The organism is Streptomyces sp. NBC_00376, from assembly GCF_036077095.1.
Classification (GTDB): Bacteria; Actinomycetota; Actinomycetes; order Streptomycetales; family Streptomycetaceae; genus Streptomyces.
Genome location: NZ_CP107961.1, coordinates 260,868 through 280,249 on the forward strand (window position 1 = coordinate 260,868; position 19,382 = coordinate 280,249).

General features: G+C 71.3%; 20 protein-coding genes and 2 pseudogenes. 8 read left to right on the forward strand and 14 right to left on the reverse strand.

The features are described 5' to 3' along the window. The first annotated feature begins 55 nt into the window (after positions 1-55). A complete protein-coding gene (locus tag OG842_RS40935) occupies positions 56-727 on the forward strand; it encodes a hypothetical protein (protein ID WP_266737899.1) in 672 nt (223 codons plus the stop codon). Here OG842_RS40935 and OG842_RS40940 read toward each other — a convergent pair. After that, entirely contained in the window at positions 712-1,347 is a 636-nt protein-coding gene (locus OG842_RS40940; RefSeq protein WP_266737897.1) for an SRPBCC family protein, read from the reverse strand. The genes OG842_RS40935 and OG842_RS40940 overlap by 16 nt on opposite strands. A gap of 189 nt (positions 1,348-1,536) precedes the next feature. Between OG842_RS40940 and OG842_RS40945 the strand changes: the two genes are divergently transcribed. Then, a complete protein-coding gene (locus OG842_RS40945; RefSeq protein ID WP_266737895.1) occupies positions 1,537-2,208 on the forward strand; it encodes a TetR/AcrR family transcriptional regulator in 672 nt (223 codons plus the stop codon). A gap of 8 nt (positions 2,209-2,216) precedes the next feature. On the opposite strand, the gene OG842_RS40950 is transcribed toward OG842_RS40945, so the two are convergent. The 5 genes from OG842_RS40950 to OG842_RS40970 form a co-directional block, all read right to left on the reverse strand. After that, on the reverse strand, positions 2,217-2,822 hold the full coding sequence (locus OG842_RS40950; RefSeq protein WP_266737893.1) for an amidase family protein: 606 nt from the start codon (positions 2,820-2,822) through the stop codon (positions 2,217-2,219). 262 nt (positions 2,823-3,084) lie between these two features. After that, the gene (locus OG842_RS40955; protein WP_266737891.1) at positions 3,085-4,314 is read right to left on the reverse strand and encodes a hypothetical protein; all 1,230 of its coding nucleotides are present in this window, start codon (positions 4,312-4,314) and stop codon (positions 3,085-3,087) included. Further along, entirely contained in the window at positions 4,311-5,375 is a 1,065-nt protein-coding gene (locus OG842_RS40960; RefSeq protein ID WP_266737889.1) for a HesA/MoeB/ThiF family protein, read from the reverse strand. Before OG842_RS40960 ends, OG842_RS40955 begins: the two co-directional genes overlap by 4 nt. 188 nt (positions 5,376-5,563) lie before the next feature. Then, positions 5,564-8,497 carry an AfsR/SARP family transcriptional regulator gene (locus OG842_RS40965; protein WP_266737887.1) on the reverse strand — a complete coding sequence of 978 codons (2,934 nt, stop codon included), beginning with the start codon at positions 8,495-8,497 and terminating at the stop codon, positions 5,564-5,566. A gap of 157 nt (positions 8,498-8,654) precedes the next feature. Beyond that, positions 8,655-9,125: a hypothetical protein gene (locus OG842_RS40970; RefSeq protein ID WP_266737886.1), complete on the reverse strand. Its 471-nt coding sequence runs from the start codon at positions 9,123-9,125 to the stop codon at positions 8,655-8,657. A gap of 163 nt (positions 9,126-9,288) precedes the next feature. Between OG842_RS40970 and OG842_RS40975 the strand changes: the two genes are divergently transcribed. Continuing rightward, positions 9,289-9,873: a GNAT family N-acetyltransferase gene (locus OG842_RS40975; RefSeq protein WP_266737885.1), complete on the forward strand. Its 585-nt coding sequence runs from the start codon at positions 9,289-9,291 to the stop codon at positions 9,871-9,873. Positions 9,874-9,920: 47 nt separating this feature from the next. Here OG842_RS40975 and OG842_RS40980 read toward each other — a convergent pair. The 4 genes and pseudogenes from OG842_RS40980 to OG842_RS40990 all read right to left on the reverse strand — a co-directional run. Further along, a pseudogene (locus tag OG842_RS40980) lies at positions 9,921-10,027 on the reverse strand (arginine deiminase family protein); the annotation flags it as partial. Next, a pseudogene (locus OG842_RS45460) lies at positions 9,991-10,107 on the reverse strand (epoxide hydrolase); the annotation flags it as partial. The pseudogenes OG842_RS45460 and OG842_RS40980, both read right to left, overlap by 37 nt. Positions 10,108-10,133: 26 nt before the next feature. Further along, positions 10,134-10,973 carry an alpha/beta fold hydrolase gene (locus tag OG842_RS40985; RefSeq protein ID WP_266737884.1) on the reverse strand — a complete coding sequence of 280 codons (840 nt, stop codon included), beginning with the start codon at positions 10,971-10,973 and terminating at the stop codon, positions 10,134-10,136. Positions 10,974-11,020: 47 nt separating this feature from the next. Beyond that, positions 11,021-11,629, reverse strand: a complete 609-nt coding sequence (locus OG842_RS40990) for a TetR/AcrR family transcriptional regulator (RefSeq protein ID WP_266737883.1) — start codon at positions 11,627-11,629, stop codon at positions 11,021-11,023. A 155-nt stretch (positions 11,630-11,784) separates the two neighbouring features. On the opposite strand from OG842_RS40990, the gene OG842_RS40995 reads away from it, so the two are divergent. From OG842_RS40995 to OG842_RS41005, 3 genes are all read left to right on the forward strand, one after another. Beyond that, entirely contained in the window at positions 11,785-12,585 is an 801-nt protein-coding gene (locus OG842_RS40995; RefSeq protein WP_266737882.1) for an alpha/beta fold hydrolase, read from the forward strand. Positions 12,586-12,663: 78 nt separating this feature from the next. Beyond that, positions 12,664-12,882 carry a DUF4287 domain-containing protein gene (locus OG842_RS41000; protein WP_266737881.1) on the forward strand — a complete coding sequence of 73 codons (219 nt, stop codon included), beginning with the start codon at positions 12,664-12,666 and terminating at the stop codon, positions 12,880-12,882. Positions 12,883-13,060: 178 nt separating this feature from the next. Continuing rightward, entirely contained in the window at positions 13,061-14,011 is a 951-nt protein-coding gene (locus OG842_RS41005; protein ID WP_266737879.1) for a peptidoglycan recognition protein family protein, read from the forward strand. Here OG842_RS41005 and OG842_RS41010 read toward each other — a convergent pair. Further along, positions 14,008-14,823 (reverse strand): SGNH/GDSL hydrolase family protein, encoded by an 816-nt coding sequence (locus OG842_RS41010; RefSeq protein WP_266737877.1) that lies wholly within the window; start codon positions 14,821-14,823, stop codon positions 14,008-14,010. The genes OG842_RS41005 and OG842_RS41010 overlap by 4 nt on opposite strands. Beyond that, entirely contained in the window at positions 14,810-15,379 is a 570-nt protein-coding gene (locus OG842_RS41015; RefSeq protein WP_266737875.1) for a PadR family transcriptional regulator, read from the reverse strand. Before OG842_RS41015 ends, OG842_RS41010 begins: the two co-directional genes overlap by 14 nt. Before the next feature lie 96 nt (positions 15,380-15,475). Here OG842_RS41015 and OG842_RS41020 point away from each other — a divergent pair, with 96 nt between their 5' ends. Together OG842_RS41020 and OG842_RS41025 are read left to right on the forward strand one after the other, a co-directional pair. Then, entirely contained in the window at positions 15,476-15,916 is a 441-nt protein-coding gene (locus tag OG842_RS41020; protein WP_266737873.1) for a nuclear transport factor 2 family protein, read from the forward strand. 59 nt (positions 15,917-15,975) lie between these two features. Continuing rightward, positions 15,976-16,875, forward strand: coding sequence for an alpha/beta fold hydrolase (locus tag OG842_RS41025; RefSeq protein WP_266737871.1), 900 nt, complete (start codon positions 15,976-15,978; stop codon positions 16,873-16,875). A gap of 10 nt (positions 16,876-16,885) precedes the next feature. Here the strand turns inward: OG842_RS41025 and OG842_RS41030 are convergent, their stop codons facing one another. Both OG842_RS41030 and OG842_RS41035 read right to left on the reverse strand, forming a co-directional pair. Next, complete coding sequence (locus OG842_RS41030; RefSeq protein WP_266737869.1) at positions 16,886-18,430, reverse strand: FAD-dependent monooxygenase; 1,545 nt, start codon at positions 18,428-18,430, stop codon at positions 16,886-16,888. A gap of 136 nt (positions 18,431-18,566) precedes the next feature. Beyond that, positions 18,567-19,223, reverse strand: a complete 657-nt coding sequence (locus tag OG842_RS41035) for an acyl-CoA-like ligand-binding transcription factor (protein ID WP_266737867.1) — start codon at positions 19,221-19,223, stop codon at positions 18,567-18,569. Positions 19,224-19,382 lie beyond the last annotated feature (159 nt).

The following is a 19,382-nucleotide window of genomic DNA, read 5'->3' on the forward strand; positions in this document are numbered from 1 at the left end:
GCCGGGGCGCCGTGAGCGCTGCGAGCGTCATGAGCATACTGAGTATGCTCATGAAATGAAGATCATGATTCCGGGCCTCGTGAGCCTTGTGGCAGGGGCCGGGTTCGGCGCGGCCGTCTCGCTCGCCAACGCGCTCTCCTCGCCGTACACAACACTCGGCGCCCCACTGGCAGGCACTGTCTGGGGCAGTGCGGCCAAGGTGCTCAGCCTCCTGGTGGGGCTCGGCTGGGCGTGGGCCGCGCTGGCCGTGGTGATGGGGTGGCGGGCGAGGACATGGACGCGAGGTGCTGTGGCCGGGGCGGTGGTACTGGTCGCGGCCACGGCGGCGTACTACCCGACGGACGCGTCGGTACGGGGCGAACCACTCGCCCTGTACTGGCCGGAGATGCTCATGTGGTGGACGGCGAGCGTGCTGTTCGGCTCCGTCCTGGGCGTGGTGGGCGCTGCCATCGGGCGCCCCGGCGTGACCGGTCTGCTCGCCGGGCTGACGGTGCCCGTGGGTGGCGCCGCGCAGATGATCATGCTCCCGCCCCGGGCGGGCCTCGCTTTCGAGCGGGAAACCGTTCTGGCCGAGGCCCTCATCTGGACGGCCCTGGTGATCGGCGCCGGCTGGGCCGTCCACCGCTTCCGGGCCACCAGGAGCACGAGGGCCGACGGGCGGCCCGTCGGACGCGCGGGCGCGCCGGACCGGGGCAATACGCCTGGGGCGGTTCAGCGCCGGTGGTGACCGGCTCGGGCCTCGGCGGTGGTCTTCAGATCGCCCAGCCACCCGTCGAGGCCCTCGCGGAGGATCTTGGTCGCGGTGGGGACGTCCGCCTCGACCTGTTCTCCGGTGTGGGTCTCTTCGGTGCGTACGAGGACACCGCCGTCGACCTTGGTGAACTGCCATACGTGGACGCCGTCGATGCGTAGTCCCTCACCGGTCGCGGGGCCGGTCCAACGGATGCAGGAGTTGGGCTTGAGCTGCTCGACGGTCGAGGTGATGTCCAGGCTGGTGGCGGGCGTCGAGGGATTGGGGGGTACCGGGGTCGTCCACCGGAACGTCGAGCCCTTCCGGAGGGGGCCGTGGTCGAGGCGTTCCATGCTCTTGACCGGGGTCTGCCAGGACGGCCAGCGCTCGACGTCGGTCTGCAGCTTCCAGACGGTGCTCAGCGGCGCGTGGATCACGGTCTCGGTCCTGGCGTGGACTCGTGCCCTGGGATCGACGCCCTCTCCGCGGCAGGTGAGGGGCTTGTCGAGGCGAGGGGTCGCTCCGGTGGGCACGGCGGCGATGCCGAGGACACCGGCGACGGCGAGCGGGACGGTGAACAGGGCGGCGCGGTTGCTGGTGCTGCGGATCCGGGGCATGGCGTTCTCCTTGTCGGTGTGACGGTCTGACTGCGTGCCGGCATTCAAGAGCGCCGCCGCATTGAGCTATGACCTCTCGTGTTCGTTAGAAGTTGTAACGCGACATGGGTCGAGAGGTCAACAGGTTGCGTGATAGCCTCTAACTAAATCTTGAAGCTGTAGCTATGTGGGCGGGGAAGGTGGCAGACCATGACGGAGGCGAAGAAGGACAAGGCGGACGCGAAGACCCCGCGTGAGCGCTACCGCACCCAGGTGCGCGCGGAGGTCAAGGAACGTGCGTGGGAGCAGATCGCCACGGCGGGGGCGTCCGCGCTCTCCCTCAACGCCATCGCCAAGCAGATGGGCATGAGTGGACCCGCGCTCTACCGATACTTCGCCGGCCGTGACGAGCTGATCACCGAGCTCATCCGGGACGCCTACCGAAGCCTCGCCGACACCGTCGGCGCGGCCTCGGCCGCCGGTGCCGACCTGGCCGGACTGGCCCACGCCCTGCGCGGCTGGGCCCTGGAGGACCCTCAGCGGTACTTCCTCATCTACGGCACCCCCGTCCCCGGCTACCACGCGCCCGACGACATCACCGGCATCTCCAACGAGATCATGGCGACCCTCCTCGACGCCTGCACACCGCTCGCCCCGGACGCCCTGGACATCCCCGCGACACCGTTCCGCACCCATCTGGAAGACCACCGGGCCTGGGCCGGCGACCACCCGGCCCCGCCCGCGGCGCTGCACCGGGCCCTGACCTTCTGGACCCGGCTGCACGGCGTCCTGTCCCTGGAACTGGCCGGCCACTTCACCGCAATGGGCTTTGATCCCGATCTGTTCTTCGAGGCCGAACTGGACGACCTGCCGGCACGCTGAGCCTGTGGTCAGCCCGCCGGCACCGGTGGACGCAGCGGACCGTGGGCCGTCTCGATCGTCCGGGCGGCGGCGAGTACGAGGTCCTCGCGGTGGTGCGGCGCGACGAGTTGGACCGCGCAGGGCAGTCCGTCCGGGGCGAGGCCGGCGGGCACGCTGATCGCGGGGTGGCCGGTGTCGTTGAAGACCGAGGTGTAGGAGATCGGGACGGTCCGTTCGGCCACCGCCTTCGCCACGTCCGGGCCCTGTGCGGGCCATGCCGTCGTCGGCACGGTGGGCATCAGCAGCAGGTCGTAGCGCTCGAAGAGTTCGGCCGTCCAGTGGTCCAGCCGGGAGCGGTGCGTCCAGTAGGCGGCGAGGTCGGCGGCCGTGACGGTGCGGGCACCGTCCAGGAGGTCGGCGAACCACGGTTCGAAGTCGGCGCGCCGGGCGGTGAAGTCGTCCAGGACGGTCAGGAGGCGGCTGTGGGCCAGGACTTTCTGCCGCAGCTGGAAGGGGGAGGGGAAGTCCTCGGCCCCGGGCAGCACCGCTTCGTCGTCCAGCAGGCCGTGCCGGAAGCAGTCGAGGCGCCCGGTGCCGCGCCCGGGGCCGGCAGGCGCCTGTGGCCCGCGAGCCATGGCGCCGGCCGGGCCACGGCCCGGCCGGACCGCCGTCCGGCCGGACGATCTGCTCGCAGAGAATGACCTCTCACGACCGTGGGAGAGGGGAACGACCCCTGAGCCCTTCCCCTCCCTCACGGACCCGATCAGACCTGGAGCCCCGTGGCCTTCACGTCCTCGACCTTGCGGACCTTGATCTCCATGCGATTCACCTCCTCGTAGCCGGACTTGATCCCCCGCGCCGGTGGTGCTCCGGGCAGGGCGGACTGTGACCCGCGGGTCAGGCTCTCGCCGTGAGCCGCCGTGCGTACTCACGGGCCGAGAGAGCCGCGGGCAGAACGAAGGGGGTCAGATACACCCCGGTGCACAGCAGCGCCCACCAGAACCGGCCGGTGGCCGGGCCGTCTCCCAGACGGTCGGCGGCCCAGACCAGCACCTCCCATGCGAAGGGCGCCAGGAAGAGGGCCGCCCAGGCCGGCGTCACCACGGCCCCGAGGAACCGCACCCAGCGGAACCAGCGCCCGGCCCGCACATCGGCCGGATGCGCGTCGGCCAGCTCGGCGGCACCGGCGGCGTCCAGCCGGTGGACGGCGCGCCGGAGCATCAGGGTCGAGACCCGCCACAGATTGCGGCAGCCCAGTGCGTTGACCAGCACCGCGTACAGGTCCGTGCGCAGGAAGACCATGCACTGCCAGAGCATCGCGGTGAGCTTCACGTAGATCCACGTGGCGAGGACCGCGTCGAGCAGGTCCGGTGCCGCCCACGCGCCGGTGTCGATCAGCAGCCGTACCGCCAGCGGCACGGCGAGCAGCACCGCGTCGAGGGCGAGACCGGCGAGCAGCGGCCCGTAGCGCCTGCGCCTCGGTACGGTCCACACCTGGGTCAGGTCGGTCTCGAAGACCAGTAGGAACACCATGCGCCGGTCCATACCGAACCGGGCCGGAAGCCCGAGGGAACGGGCCGCACACCAGTGCCCCAGCTCATGGATCGCGGTGGCGGCCGTGGCGAGCGGGATGAGGATCAGGCTGCCGAGCCCGATGTCGTCCACGACGAACGCGTCGGTGGACGGGTCCGGGAAGAGGCCCGGCCGGAACGCGAACACGGCGAGCGCGAACACCGCGCACGCGGCGTAACAGCTCCAGGCCACCCGTCCGAAGAAGGGCCGCACGGTCTCCTGCCGGATGCCGCTCAGCCACCGTCGGCCCTGGACGGGGGCCGAGCGGACCGGTTCGCCCCGCTGCCCCTCGTCGAGGAAGCCGAGCTCGCGCAGGGTGTCGACGAAGGACGGCACATCGACGGGCTGCCCGGTGAACTCCTCGGCCTCGGCGGCGGCTTCGGCGGTCGTCGCGCCGCGTCGCAGGGCCTCGATGACCACGCCGCCGACCCTCGGGACGGTGATGAACTGCCCGGTCGCGGGGTCGCCCACCAGGACTTCGTCCTCGCCCTCGGGCACCATGCTCAACGGTCGCAGCCGCACGGTCGTCCCCGCGGTCCCGGACACCTCGGTCATGCGGCGGCCACCCGTACCGGAGCCAGCGCGCACACCGGGCAGTCGGGAACATCGGGGAACGGCACCCGGGTGCCCGCGAGGCCGTCGCGCAGATCGAGGCGGATCCGGGCACCGGCGGCCAGCGGCTCCTGGAACCCGGTCAGGTAACGCAGGCTCTCCAGCGCGATCAGCGAGCCGACCTGCATGGCCACCGGACCGATGAGCGGGTTGGTGGTCCGCATGCCGTACACGATGTCCTCCGCGGCCGCCGACGCGGTGCCCTCCACCGGTCGCTGCGAGAACTCGCACGCCAGGCAGGGGCTCACGCCGGGGTTCACGGAGATGTACGAGAGCAGCGTGCGGGTGGCACCGCCGGCGACCATCGGCACACCGGCCCGGACGGCGGCCTCGTTCACCCACAGACCGGCGTCGGGGTGTCCGTCCAGGCCGCCCGCTATCAGATCGATGCCGTCGGTGACGTCGGCGAGGTCCTCGGGACCGGCCACCCATCGGTCGACGGTGCGCACCTCGATGTCCGGGTCGTACGCCCGCACCCAGGCCCTGGCGCGCTCGACCTTCGAACGGCCGATGTCCTCGTGCCGGTAGAGGAACTGCCGGGCGAAGTTGCGGGATTCGACCCGGTCGTGGTCCAGCAGCGTCAACCTGCCGACACCGAGACCCGCCAGACACTGCACCAGCGAGGAACCGCCGCCGCCCACGCCGAGCACCAGGACATGCGCGTCGCGCACCCGCCGCAGGAAATCGGTGCGGTGCCGGTCGAGGCCGGCGAAGGTGCCGAAGAACGCGAGGTTGGAGAAGTGCCGCTCGTCCACCGCCGGATCGTCGGTGCGCCTGCCCTCGGCGCGCTCGATCAGCCCCAGGCCGGCCAGCCCCTCGACGCCCTTGCCGAGCTCGTCCTCGGTCACGTCGACGCCCCGGGCGGCGAGTGCGGCGCGCAGTTCGGGGATGCTCCGCGGTTCATCTCCCAGCGCGGCGAGGAGCGCGCCGATCTTCCCCTCGGGGTCCTCCAGAGTGATCGACTCACGGGGGTCGAAGACGATGACCAGGTCCTCTCCCACCACTTGCCAGGAACACTCCTTGAGCGCGACACGCATCAACCACTCGCTTTCGGCCTCAGCAGACACCGGACGTCCGGGTGTGGCCGAAACCTTGCGGGACGATGCTGAACTCTCGCTTTAACGGCGCTTTTGTTTCGTGTACCGCTTCTGTTCGCGTACCGCCCCACCCACCTGCTGCCCGTGCGCCGGGTTCAGCCCGCCGTCGTCCGCAGCAGCTCGCGCACCACGTCCGCGTCCGGGTGATCCAGCTGGCCGAGGATGACGAGGGCGTCGCGCCAGGCCTCCCGGGCGGCCTCCGGGTCGCCGGCCTCGCGGAGGCTCTCGCCGAGGTTGCGCAACGCATCCGCCTCGCCGTAACGGTTGCCGAACCGGCGGAACCCGTTCCGGCACTGGCGGTAGCTGTCGACGGCCTCGGAGTACTGCCCCATGGCGTGATGGATGAAGCCGAGGGTCTCCCAGACGTACGCCGCCCCCAGCAGGGTGCCCCCGGCACGGTGCAGCCGCAGCGCCTCGCGGCAGCGGGCGAGCGCCTTCTCGTGCTCGCCCAGGTGGGTGAGACACCAGCCGAGGTTGTTCAGCGCACCGGCCTGCCCGGCCAGGTTGCCGACCGCCCGCTGCAGTTCCAGCACCTGCGCGACGCGGTGGAGGGCGGCGCGGTAGTCGCCCTGCTGCTCGGACGACCAGGCGAGCGTCCGTAACGTGTCGGCCTGCGCCGTCAGATCGCCCAGACCGCGCTGGAGCTCCAGCGCCCGCAACAGCTCCTGGTCGGCCTCCGCGTACCGTCTCATACGGATCGCGGCCCGGCCCGACTCGCAGTGGCACAGGGCCGTCCCGGCGCGGTCGCCCTGCTTACGGGCCGCCACGATGGCCGTCCGCTGGGAGGTCACCCACTCGTGCCAGCGGCCGCTGAGATGGAGGAAGTCCGCCATGGCGAGCGGGAGTTGCCAGGCATGGCCGTCGAATCCGGCCGGGCCCGCCGCGTCCGCGACCGCGAGCAGCACGGCGTGTTCCGACTCGAACCACGCCATCGCCTGCTCGTGATCCTCCGGGCGGTGGGGCACGGAGCCGGGCACCGGTGGCGGCAGCGGCACCTCGCTGCGGGCCGGGGCGAGGTGCCCGCGGGCGGCGCGCGCGGAGTGCAGGCAGTGGTCGAGCAGGCGGTGCAGCGCCGCGGTGCGTCCGTCCTCGGGATCCTCGGCCACCGTCAGATCGGTGGCGTAGGCGCGCAGCAGGTCGTGGAAGGAGTACCGGCCGGGACGGTGCTCGGTGATCAGATGTACGCGGGCCAGCGCGGTCAGCGCCGCGGCGGCCTCCCGTACGGGCAGACAGGCCAGCGCCGCCACCGCGGGCGCTGCGACATCCCGGCCGGGGTGCAGCCCGAGCAGCCGGAACACCCGGGCCGTGCCGGAGTCCAGCCGGCGGTACGACCACGAGAACACCGCCCGTACGCTGCTCACCCCCTCACCGGCATCCAGCGCTTCCAACCGCCCCCTGACGTCGCGTAGTTCGGCCACCACGGCGCTCAGCGGGAACCCGGGCCGGCCGGCGGCGCGGGCGGCGGTCACGGCCAGCGCCAGCGGCAGGCGGGCGCACAGGTCGATCAGCTCGGTCACCGGCTCCGGCTCCGCGGCCACCCGGTCCGTACCGAGCCGGGCGGCCAGCAGTTCGCGCGCCTCCTCCCGGGGCAGCACGTCGAGGGAGAGCAACAGGGCGCCGTCGGTGACGGCGAGACCGGCCAGCTGGCTGCGGCTGGTGACGACCACGGCGCAGCCGGCGCTGCCCGGCAGCAGCGGGCGGACCTGGGCGGCGTCGGCGGCGTTGTCGAGTACGAACAGCAGGCGGCGACCGGCGGTCTCGGTGCGCAGCAGCGCCGCCCGCGCCTCCAGCGCGTCCGGGATCCGCTCCGGCGCCACCGACAGCGCTTCCAGGAAGCCGCGGATCGCCTCGCCGGGCGGCATCGGCCCGGTGGCGGGGGCGAAACCGTGCAGGTTCACGTACAGCTGGCCGTCCGGGAAGTGCGGCGCCGCGCGGTGCGCCCAGTGCAGCGCCAGGGTGGTCTTCCCCGCGCCCGCGGTGCCGGCGATCACGCAGACGGCCGGGCCCGGCCCGGCGGACGCGTCACCGGGCAGCCCGTCCAGCAGTCGCAGCTCGCCCCGGCGCCCGGCGAACCCGCCGACGGCGGCGGGCAGTTGGCGTGGTGCGGTCGACGGATGCCCGTCCTGGGCGGCTCCCTCGGACGGCTGCGACTCGGGCCGGTGCCGGCGCCGGGCCCCGCGCTCGGGTCGGTTCCCGGCTCCGGCCCCGGCCTTGGCCTCGGTCCCGGTCTCAGCCTCAGCCTTGGCCTCAGCCTCAAGTTCAGGTTCAGGTTCAGGGAGGTCGAGCCGGGGGTCGCCACGCAGCATGCGCAGTTGCAGATCGCACAGCGGGGTGGACGGCTCGATGCTCAGCTCGCCGGCCAGCAGCCGGTGCACCTCCCGGTAGGCGTCGAGCGCCTCCGCCTGCCGCCCCGACCGGTACAGCGCCAGCATCAGCTGACCCCACAACCCCTCCCGGAGCGGGTGCTCACGCACCGACTGCCGCAGCTCCGGCACCAGCGCGGCGTGCCGGCCGCAGGCCAGGTCGGCTTCGACGCGGGACTGAAGGACGTCGAGCCGCTGCTCGGCCAGCCGCGCGGCCTCCGCCTCGACCAGCGGCCCGGTCGGCACATCGGCGAGCGCGGGGCCGCGCCACAGCGCGAGCGCCTGGGCCAGCAGACCCGCCGCCCGTTCCGCATCGCCGACCGCGAGCGCCGCCCGGCCCGAGTCGCCGAGCCGAGTGAAGGCGGCGGCGTCCACATCGTCCTCGCCGGCCAGCACCATCTGGTAGCCGGGCGGCCGGGTTACCAGCAACCGGCCCTGCCGGTCCCCGAGTTCACGGCGCAGCCGCATCACGTACTGCTGAATCAGATTGGTGGCGGCCTTGGGTTCGCGCTCACCCCACAGCTCCGCCCCCAGCCGGTCCGCCGGCACGGGGACATCGCGCTGCACCAGCAGGGTGGCGAGCAGCGCGCGGGGCTTGGCGGCGGAGATCCCCCGCCAGTGGGTGCCGTCGAACACTTCGAGCGGCCCGAGGATCCGAAAGCGCATCGCACCCCCCGTGCTCTGGACCTGTGGCAGGTGATCCTGCCACTGGCGGGGGCAGGTGGCCAGCCCCTTCCCGACGCGTGGACCAGTGGACGGCACGGGACGACACGGGCAGGGGCCCGGACAGCCGTCCGGGCCCCTGCCGTACGCGGAACGCCGCTCAGTCGCCGGTGTTGGTGGCCCAGACGGGGCGGTTCGCGCTGTCGTAGACGACGACGTTGCCGTCGTCCTGGACGGCAAGGTACCGGCCCTTGTGCCAGGTGCCGGCGGCCCAGAGCGGATTGCCGGACCGGTTGTAGACGACGAGGTTGCCGTCCTCCTGCATGACCAGGCGGTCGGCGTTGGGGTAGACGCCCGGGGCCTGCCAGACGGGACGGCCGTCCTTGTAGACGACGACGTTGCCGTCGCTCTGGACACGCAGGATGGTACGGCCGTTGCCGGAGGTCCAGGCCTGGTTCCTGAAGAGGGTGGCGGGCGGGTAGAAGTGGGCGTCGCTCCGCAGCGCGTGGGTCTGCGTGCTCCGGACGGCATGGCCGGTTCCCACGGCGTCAGCGGCGGGAACGGCGGCCAGGACGGGCAGGGCTGCGAGGGCGAGCGCGGGAAGTCCGCGCCGCACGAGGTTCTTGATCACAACCCCGGTTTTAGGCAGCCCGCAGTGCCCGCGCCAGCCCCGCGGCCCTGAACCCACCCGGACGGCCCAGCGACTTCATTGCTGAAACGACACTGCTTACGCCGGACGCGCGGCGCCCGCACGTGTCGAGCTGGACATGAAGGCGAGCTGGACAATGGATCTCATGAACGCATCGCCCACGCTGTCCGCCACTGAGATCATCACGGATCGCCTCCGGCTGCGAAAAGCGCACGACGCCGACATCGACGGCCTCATCGAGCTCCAGACCGATCCACAACTCCGTGAGCACCTCGGTGGCCCGCGGCCCCGTAGCGTCGTCGAGCAGTACTTCGACGCGCACGGCATCGGTGCCATCGCGGGCAGACCCGGTACCTACGTCATCGCCGACAAGGAAACCGACCGGTTCATCGGGACACTCGCGCTCGACCGCCGCTCCGCCGACCTGCCCGGACACGTCACCGAGGAAGGCGGGGAGCTGGAGCTGAGCTATCTGCTCCGGCGCGGAAGCTGGGGCGCGGGTCTGGCATTCGAGGCCGCCACGGCTGTGTTGCGCGCCGCCGCCGGCGAACTGCCCGACCAGCCGGTCCTGGTGGTGACTCAGACGGCCAACGAGCGTTCCCTCAAGCTCGCCACCCGTCTCGGCTTCCAGTACAGGGGAACCTTCGAGGCGCATGACGCGGAGCAGACCCTCGCAGTGGTCGACCTGCACTCGTTCAAGTCCCGGTCTCCGCTGTCCGGCCCACGCTGAAAGCAGGAGCAGGAGCAGGAGCAGGAGCAGGAGCAGGAGCAGGGCAGTCAGTACGACACGGGTGCGCGGATGATCGGGCAGGTCATGCAGTGGCTACCGCCCCGCCGCGGCCCAGTTCGGCGCCGACGATGGTGATGACCTCCACGCCGCCTCGAACTTCTCGGCGATCCAGGCGAGTTGGCCGACCGGCGAGTCGTGCAGTCCGTGGGCGACGGTCTGCGGGCGGGTGGACTGGTCGACCACGTGCGGCTCGCGGAGCGCTACGCCCGTTCCGCACGCGCCGACTGAGGAGGGGCCGCTGCCAGGACCTCCGAAAGGAACCCCTGGAGTACCTGCCGCAGGACGTCGGGCTGCTCCAGATGGACATCGTGTCCCGTCCCCGGGATGCTCACGGCGACAGTATGCGGCCGTTGCCGGAACATGCCGTCGGCCTCCTGCGGCGTGATGATTCCGGACTGGCCGAGGACGGTCAGGGTCGGGCATGCGACGCCTGCCCATTCGTCCCAGTAGGAACGCCGGACGTTCTCGGCCAGGGAGCCGACCATCACATCGCGGTCGAAGCGCGGCCACCATCCACCGTCGCGTTCCTCGAGCCCGGATGCCCAGCCCTCGCCGACCGGTCCGCCGCCGAGGAACCGTACGGCTGCCTGCCTCGTGGGAAAGGGTGTCGGCCAGGTGTCGAGCCATCTGCCGATCTCGGCGGGAACCTTCGGCCCCGCCCCGCCGGGCCCGGCCTCGACGAGTACGAGCGCGCGGATCAGGCCGGGGTGCGCGGCAGCGGTGAGCATGGCGGTGTGGCCACCGAGCGACTGCCCCATCAGAACCGGCTGCCGGAGGGCCAGTTGATCGATGACCGCGACGGCATCCGCTACGTAGGCGGCGCGGGAGACGTCGCTCGGGTGGCGTTCGCTGGCGCCGTGGCCTCGTTGGTCGACGGCGATGACCCGGTACCGAGGACTCAGGGCACGGGCCAGGACGTCCCATTCGCCCGCGTGGCCGGCCAGACCGTGCAGAAGGACGAGAGGGTGTCCGGTCCCGCCCCAGTCGCGGCAGGAGATGCGGACATCCTCGCGTACGACGGTGCGTTCGGACCAGTTCATGTGTCTTCTCCCGGTTCGCAGACGGTCGGGCCAGGCGCTCCGCCGGATCAGCGGTGGGCGGCGAGGAAGGCGCGGACGCCGGCGGCGGCGTAGTGGTCGAGGTCTCCCTCGGTGTGCTGGGCACTGCCGTGGAACATGGCCTTGTTCACGGGGATCCACAGCAACAGACCGGCGAAGTGATGGGCCGCCAGCATCGTGTCGTCGGTCCGGAGCAGACCCTCGTCGGCGAGATGCCGGAAGGTTTCCGACAGGGTGACCAGGACCCTTTCGAAGCCCTGCTCGTACCAGGCGGCACCCAGCTCGGGGAAGGCATCGGCATTGGCGATGATCAGACGTCGCAGCTGAAGGACCTGGGGCCGGGTGAGGGCGGCCAGGAACTGGCGGGCGAACCGGGTCAGGTTCTCTTCCAGGGCATCGGCGTCCGCGGGGACGGCGGCCACCAGGTCGATCATGCCGTCGATGCGATCGGTGGTGGCCAGGACGATCTCGGAGAACAGCTTCTCCTTGTCCGCGAAGTGCTTGTAGACCGTCTGCTTGGACACCGCGGCCAGTTTCGCGATGTCGTCCATGCTCGTTCCCGAGTAGCCCTTGCTCAGAAACACCGTGGTCGCGGCCTCCAGGATCGCCTGGTGCTTGCGCGCTGAACGGTTGTCCATTGCCAACAACTCCCTTCCTGTCTCGGTTCGCCCCCACCGAAGAGTACTGGACTGACCAGTACTCATGTGGGTACTGTACCGTCCAGTTCCGAAAGCGCCGGGGATTCCCTTCCCGGTGCGTGTGCACTGTGTATGAAGAGAATTGGGGATCTCGCATGGACAAGGTGTTCTCGTCCGACGGCACGGCCATCGCCTACGAGCAGCAGGGCTCGGGCCCCGCGGTGGTGCTCGTCGGCGGCGCCTTCATGACCCGTGGCGACTCCGCCGCACTTGCCGGTCTGCTGGCCGAGCGGTTCACCGTGATCACGTACGACCGCCGGGGCCGCGGAGACAGCGGGGACAGCTCGGCGTACGACGTGCAGCGCGAGGTCGAGGACCTGGACGCGCTGATCGAGCGCGTGGGCGGCGAGGCGATGGTCTTCGGCATGTCCTCCGGTGCGGTTCTGGCGCTGGAGGCCGTGGCCCGGGGCAGTGCCGTCTCCCGCCTGGCCCTGTACGAACCGCCGTTCATCGTCGACACCACCCGCCCTCCGCTGCCCGCCGACTACGTCGACCACCTGAAGGCGCTCGTGGCCCGGGAGGCATTCGGCGATGCTGTCGCCTACTTCATGACCGCGGCCGTGGGCATGCCCGCCGAGGCCGTCGCCGGGATGCGGCAAGCCCCCTTCTGGGCCGGGATGGAGGCCACCGCCCGCACCCTGCCGTACGACGGTCAGGTCATGGGCGACACCATGTCCGGCCGCCCGCTGCCCGCCGACCGCTGGCAGTCCGTGACGGTCCCCGTCCTCGTCGGCAGCGGTGATGCCGACGAGCACATGCTGAAGGGGGCGCGGGAACTCGCCGCGCTGGCGGACAACTTCACCCTGCACACCATTGCCGGCCAGGACCACAACATCGACCCGAAGTCCCTCGCTCCCGTCCTGGACGGTTTCTTCGCCGCCGGGCAGAAGGCCTGAGCAAGGCCCCGCCGGCCCGGCGGGTGACCGTACGGGCTTCCACGACCACCACGCACGCACATGAGGAGAGACAACGACATGACCGCCCCGGTGAACGGCCCCGCCAGCTACTTCCCCTCGATCGAGAAGAAGTACGGCCGCCCGATCGAGGATTGGAAGAACCTCATCCGCACATCGCCTCTGACCAAGCACATGGAGCTCGTCGCCTGGCTCAAGACCGAGCACGGCCTGGGCCACGGCCATGCCAACGCCCTCGTCGCACACACCCTGGCCGAGGCGAAGTCCGGCGCCGAGTGACGGTCCGTGCACACTGCCGGTCGCGCGGTCGAGTCCGGCTGCCGTTGCGGGGGTAAGGATCTCTTATGAAATGGTCGTCACCGCAACCCGGTTCGCGTTCACGCGGACCGCGGCGGACGGTGGCGAACCGTACGTAAGGTCCGCGACGTCCCGTACACCTCGGGCTGAAGGGAAACGAATGGCTAGTCCTCTGTCCGCCTCCGCTGTGCTCAAGGCGTTGCGCGCCGAGGGCGTGCGCGTGGTCGAGGTCGGCAACTGGCGTACCCACAACCGCAATTCGAAGGGTCCATGGGGCCCGGTCAACGGCAGCATCGTGCACCACACCGTGACCAAGGGCACCGCGGCGACGGTCCGGATGGTCCGCGACGGCTACGCGGACCTGCCCGGCCCGCTGTGCCACGGGATGATCGCGAAGGACGGCCGGGTGCACATGGTCGGCTGGGGCCGCGCGAATCACGCCGGTGGCGGCGACCCCAAGGTGCTGGAGCAGGTCATAGCGGAGTCGTACGGCACCCGGCCGACTCCGCCGACCCGCGGCAACAGCGACGGGGTCGACGGCAACGCGCGGTTCTACGGGTGGGAGTGCGAGAACCTCGGCGACGGCAAGGACCCCTGGCCCAAGACCCAGTACGACGCGATCGTCCGCGTCCAGGCCGCCCTGTGCCGGGCGCACAAATGGTCGGCGAAGTCCGTGATAGGCCACCTGGAATGGTCGAACGACAAGGTCGACCCCCGCGGCTTCACCATGCCCAAGCTCCGCGCCGATGTTTCCGAGCGGCTCAAGCACCCCGCGAGCTGGAACCCCGGCTCGGACCAGGAGGAGGACCCCATGGCAGGCATCACCAAGCGCGACATCTTCGACGCCGTGTGGAAGACCGACGCGATCGGCGGCCCGGCGGACGCGGCGGACCACTCGACGAACCCGACATGGCAGCCGCAGTCCATCCTGAAGGACATGCAGGCCCGCATCCGGTCCATGGACAAGCGGCTGGCCGCCCAGACCGCCGCGATCACCGCGCTCGCCGGTCAGGTCGGCACGGGCGCCGACACACGGACCGTCGTCGCCGCGGTCGAGGCCGCGATCGAACGGGCCGTCATCGAAACCGACACCGAAACCGGCGACGCCTAGGCTCCCGCCGGTCGGCTTCCCGTCGTGGAGCCGGGCGGGGCGCTCACGGGCAGCAGCTGGGGACGCTTCGCGGTGCGGCCTGCGCCGGAGGACCGGCCGCGAAGGCGGCGTCCGAGCCAGGGGCCGAGGAACGCGGCCGCCCAGCGCAGTTCGGCCGCCGCGGCCTGACCGCCCGTGAGGACCCTCCGCGGCAGCAGGGGGAGAGTCCAGGCGTCGTCGCTGCCGGGCAGGTGGATCGCCTCGGCGACGGCTGCGGCGATCCGCTCGTGGCCCAGGGGACTGGCGTGGAGCCGGTCCACGCTCCACAGCCGGGGATCGGTGGCGACGGCCGCCCGGCCGGTTTCGGCGACCGCGACCCCGTGCCGGGCGGCCGCGGCACGGATGCGGGTGTTGAGGTCGAACACGCGTGACCTGATCGGCCGGGCGAGGGGCACGATCTTCCCCACGTCGGGGAAGGTCAGCGTCACCACATGGGCCCCGGCCGCGGTGAGCGCGGCGAACATCTCCTCCATGTGCCCGGCCACCGCCGAGGCGTCGAACCGGGGCCTGAGCAGATCGTTGACCCCGGAGACAACGGTGGCCAGGTCGGGGCGCAGAGCCAGGGCGGGCCCCAGCTGTTCGGCGCGGACCTGTTCGGCGACACGGCCGCGTACGGCAAGGTTGGCGTACCGAAGGCCCGGGTCGACGGCCGCCAGGTGCTCGGCGAGCCGGTCGGCGAAGCCCCTCAGCCCGACGGTGTCGTCACCGTCGCCGAGCCCTTCGGTCTGGCTGTCGCCCAGGGCGACGTAGCGCAGGTACTCACCGCTCGGCATGCGTCGACTGCCTTTCCTGGAGAACGGCCGCGATCCGCCGGCACCAGTCACGGTGCTCCTGCTCGAAGGCCAGCCCGCGCAGACAGGTCAGATACGGCCCGATCCGCTCGCCCCGGAGGAGGAACTCCTCCTCGTCCGCGTCGCCGCGCAGCTGCCGCAGCACCTTGCCGAGAAGCTCGATCTTGGCCTCGGCCGCGGCGGCCCGCTCCTGGAGCTGTTCGATCACCGAATCCGTGCCGATGCGGTCGGCGACCTGGACCTTGACGAGCAGATCGTCGCGGATGAACGAGGGCTTCGACACGGCTGCGGCGAACTTCTCCAGCTCGGCGCGACCGGCGTCGGTGACCTGGAACAGACGTTTGTTGGGCCGGGTCTCCTGGACCACCTGCCGCCCCGTGACCAGTCCTTCCTTCTCCAGCTTGGCCAGCTCCGCGTACAGCTGCTGCGGCAGGGCGTGCCAGAAGTTCGCGACGCCGATGTCGAACGCCTTCGCCAGCTGGTATCCGCTGTACTCACCGTCCAGCAGCGCCGCCAGCACGGCATGTCGCAAGGCCATCGGAGCGACCCCTTCCCTTTCCTCGTCCGCCACTGCATCATACTCAAGAAAATGACTAATCACATTCTTGAGTATTCTTGAGCATCAGGAGGAGTCATGGAGACCGTGGAGACCACCGAACGCTTCCGCGCCGCGGTGGAGAGGGGCGAACTGGCCCTGCTGAGCGACCTGTTCACCGAGGACATCCGCCTCTACAGCCCCGTGAAGTTCACCCCCTTCGAGGGCAGGCCCATGGTGCTGGGGCTCTTCGGCGTACTGCTGCGCACCTTCGAGGACTTCCGCTACGTCGGACATTTCGAGGGCACGGCCGAGACGAGTGCCGACGGCGAAGAAGCCCCGTCGACGGTCCTGCTCTTCCGGGCCACCGTGAACGGCAAGCAGATCCACGGCATCGACCTGCTCCAGTTCGACGGGGCGGGCCGGATCAAGGAGTTCACCGTGATGGTCCGCCCCCAGTCCGCCGTGCACGCTCTGGGCCAGGCGGTACTCGACGGACTGGTCGCCGACGGCCTCGTCCCCGCGGCCGTCGACCGCTGAGGACTGTCCGGCGCCGAACCGGGATGCGCGCGGACGGTCGATGCTGGGAGACTTCCAGCATGCCGCTTGCCGAAGCCCTGCCCGGAGTGTCCATCGAGTACGAGACCTTCGGCGACCCCTCAGATCCGCCGGTCCTGCTCGTGATGGGATTCAGCGCCCAGATGATCGCCTGGCACGAGGACTTCTGCCGCACGCTCGCGGAACGTGGACGCTACGTGATCCGGTACGACAACCGCGACTGCGGGCTGTCCACCAAGTTCGACGAACATCCCGTCGACACGGGCCGGTTCATCGACGCCGTGAGCTCGGGCGACATCCCGTCCGCCCTGGCGATGGCGCCCTACACACTGCAGGACATGGCCGACGACGGCCTCGGCCTGCTCACCGCGCTCGGCATCGAGCGGGTCCACGTGGTCGGAACCTCGATGGGCGGCATGATCGCCCAGACGATGGCCATCAGCCGGCCGGAGCGAGTGCTGACCCTGACGTCGATGATGTCCTCGACCGGCGAGCCCGACTACGGCCACCCCAGCCCCGAGGCCCAGGCCGTGGTCTCCAGCCCGAAACCATCGGACCGCGAGGGGTACATCGCGGCGGCGGAAAGGGACCTGGTCTGGGCCTCCAAGCGGTACGGCAACGCGGCAGTCCTGCGTGAACTGGCTGCCCGGAGCTACGACCGCGCCCACTACCCGGCCGGAGTCGGGCGGCAACTCGCGGCAATGATCCTCAGCGGCCCGCGCACCGACGCACTGCGCGGGCTCCGAGTGCCGACCCTGGTGATCCACGGTCTCGACGACACGCTGACCGACCCCAGCGGGGGAAGGCGCACCGCCGAGCTGGTGCCCGGCGCGAAGCTCCTGCTGCTCGCCGACATGGGGCACGATCGCCCCCGCGAACTCTGGCCCGAGATCATCGACGCCCTGGAGACCCACACCCGCGCAGACGCCGACACCCCCTGAGCGGCCGTGCTCAGACCGTGAACCAGCGCTCGACCGCCGCCCGCAGCCCGGCCAGTTCGGCCGGGTCCGGGACGGGTGAGCCGCTGGCCCAGGCCACGTATCCGTCGGGGCGGATCAGCAGGGCGGAGAGGCCGGCCGGGGCGCCACCCCGTGCGACGACGGGATCGACGGTGTCCTGGTCCTTCGCCAGTACGGCGGCCGCCGACCGGTCCTCGGTCAGGTCGATCAGCAACGGCCGGGCGCTCCGGGCGAGTTCGGCGAGCCGGACCCTCTCCGTCCCGGTGATCAGCTCCAGCTCCGGTGCGAAGTGGCCGACCGCGGGGTGGGGATCGGTGATGCCCATCTCGTAGCGCACATCGGTGCCCGCGGTGAGGTCGGCGAGGCGCTGGACGACCTCCTTGCCGCTGAGCAGCTCGGTGAAGAGTTCGCGCAGGGCCGTGGTGTCGCTCCCCGGTGCGGTGAGCGCGGACTGCGCCTCGGAGTTGAGTACCATGCGGCGGGCGGCCAGGCGGCGCTCGGTGTCGTAGCTGTCGAGCAGGCCGGGCGGGGCGGTGTCGCTCAGCGCGGCGGCAAGCTTCCAGCCGAGGTTGGCGGCGTCCTGCAGGCCCAGGTTCAGCCCGGGACCGCCGCCGGAGGCGTACACGTGGGCGGCGTCGCCGACGAGGAAGACCCGGCGGTCGCGGAACCGGTCGGCGACCCGGGTGTTGCCGCCGGCCAGCCGCCGCAGCACATGCGGGCCCGTGCCGTCCGGTGGGCCGAGCGGCAGGTCGACGCCGAGGACCCGGCGGACACTCGCCTCCATCTCGGCCAGGGTCATCGGTTCGTCCGTCGCGGGCTGGTCCCACTCGGTGGTGCTGACCAGCGGCGGCTGCCCGGGGAACGGCGCGTAGGAGAAGCCGCCGCGGTCGGTGCGGTGCGGCAGGAATGGCAGGACCGGCCCGTGGCCGGGAACGGTGAGGGCGCCGTTGCCCGGATCGACCCAGTCGGCCGGGACGGTGGCGTGAGCGGTGCGGTTGGTTCGGCGGTCGTGGCTGACGCCGGGGAACCCGATCCCGGAGAGCTTGCGGATCACACTGTGCGCGCCGTCCGCGCCGACCACATAGCGGGCGCGGAGCTGCCGGTCGCCATCGGGGCCGGTGACGTCGAGGGTGACGGCGTCCTCGTCCTGGGCGACGGCACCGACCCGGTGCCCGCGCCGCAGATCGACGCCGAGCGAGCGGGCACGCTCCTCCAGGACCTGGACGATGCGGTGCTGCGGGGCGGCCAGGCCGAAGACCGGGCTGGCGTCCAGCAGGCCGAGATCCAGCCCCATGGCGGCGAACATGAAGTAGGCCGTGTTCGGCTGCGGGGGCTCCGGGCTGCCGCTGAGCGGCTCGTACAGACCGCGGTGGTCGGCCAGGCGCACCACCTGGCCGAGCAGGCCGTTGGCCTTGGGCTCGGTGCTGGGCTCCGGGAGCTGCTCAAGCACGATCGGGCTGATGCCGGCCAGGCTCAGCTCGCAGGCCAGCATCAGCCCGTTCGGGCCGCCTCCCACGATGATCACGTCGGCTGTCACGGTCGTGCCTCCTTGGTACGGAAAGGGGAAAGGGAGGGGAGGGGGAGAGGGAGGGAAGGGGCGACGCCGGGCATGCGGCGGCTGCCGCTCCTCGTTGCGGAAGCGGAGAGGGCGGCGCCGGGTGTGCGGTGGGCGGTTACCGCTCTTCGCCCGGGACCGGCAGGCCGGCGGCGAGCTGCTCGAAGACTTGGGCCAGGACCGCGCCGAGCGGCGCGGGTTCGTCGGCGCGCAGGCTGTGCTCGACGGCCGTCGCGCTGCCGGCCGCCACCACGGCGGCCACCAGCTTCGGGTAGACGTCGCGTTCGGCGTCGGTGCCGGTGCGTCGCGCGACGGCCTCGGCCAGCGCCTGCTGGGCGGCGGCGTTGGCCTTGACGATCTCACCGGCCAGCGCGGGTTCGCCCAGCATCAGCCGCACCCCCTCGCGCCACCGCTCGTTCTGCGGTGCGTTCCGGGACGCGGGGGTCTCCGGCGGTACGAACCGGCCGACGACGGCGTGCAGCAGCGAGTCCCAGAGCGGTTCGCCGGCCGGGCGCGCGAGCAGGTCCTCGGCGACCTGGAGCATCCTCTCCAGGTGGCTGGCGGCGATCGCCTCGGCCTTGCCGGCGAAGTAGTTGCGGAAGGTGCGGACGGAGACATTGACCTCGGCCGCGATCTGATCGACCGTCACATCAGCCCAGCCGTGCAGGACGCAGAGCCGGATCGCCGCCTGGCTCAGGGCTACCCGGGTCTCCCGCTTCTTGCGCTCACGGAGTCCGGGCTGCCCGGCCGTACGGGCCTCGTCTGCAGGTGTCATGCGAGCAGCGTAGAGCAAATCTTGCCGTCGCGGCAATGATGCAAGAAGAGAAAGATTGCCAAAATGGAAAGATTCCCCGAGTTGCCCCGGGGTGGTGATGGTGCCGCCTCGGCAGCGCCGGGGGCCGGAAGCGGTGGCTGACGCGCCGCTTGCGGCCCC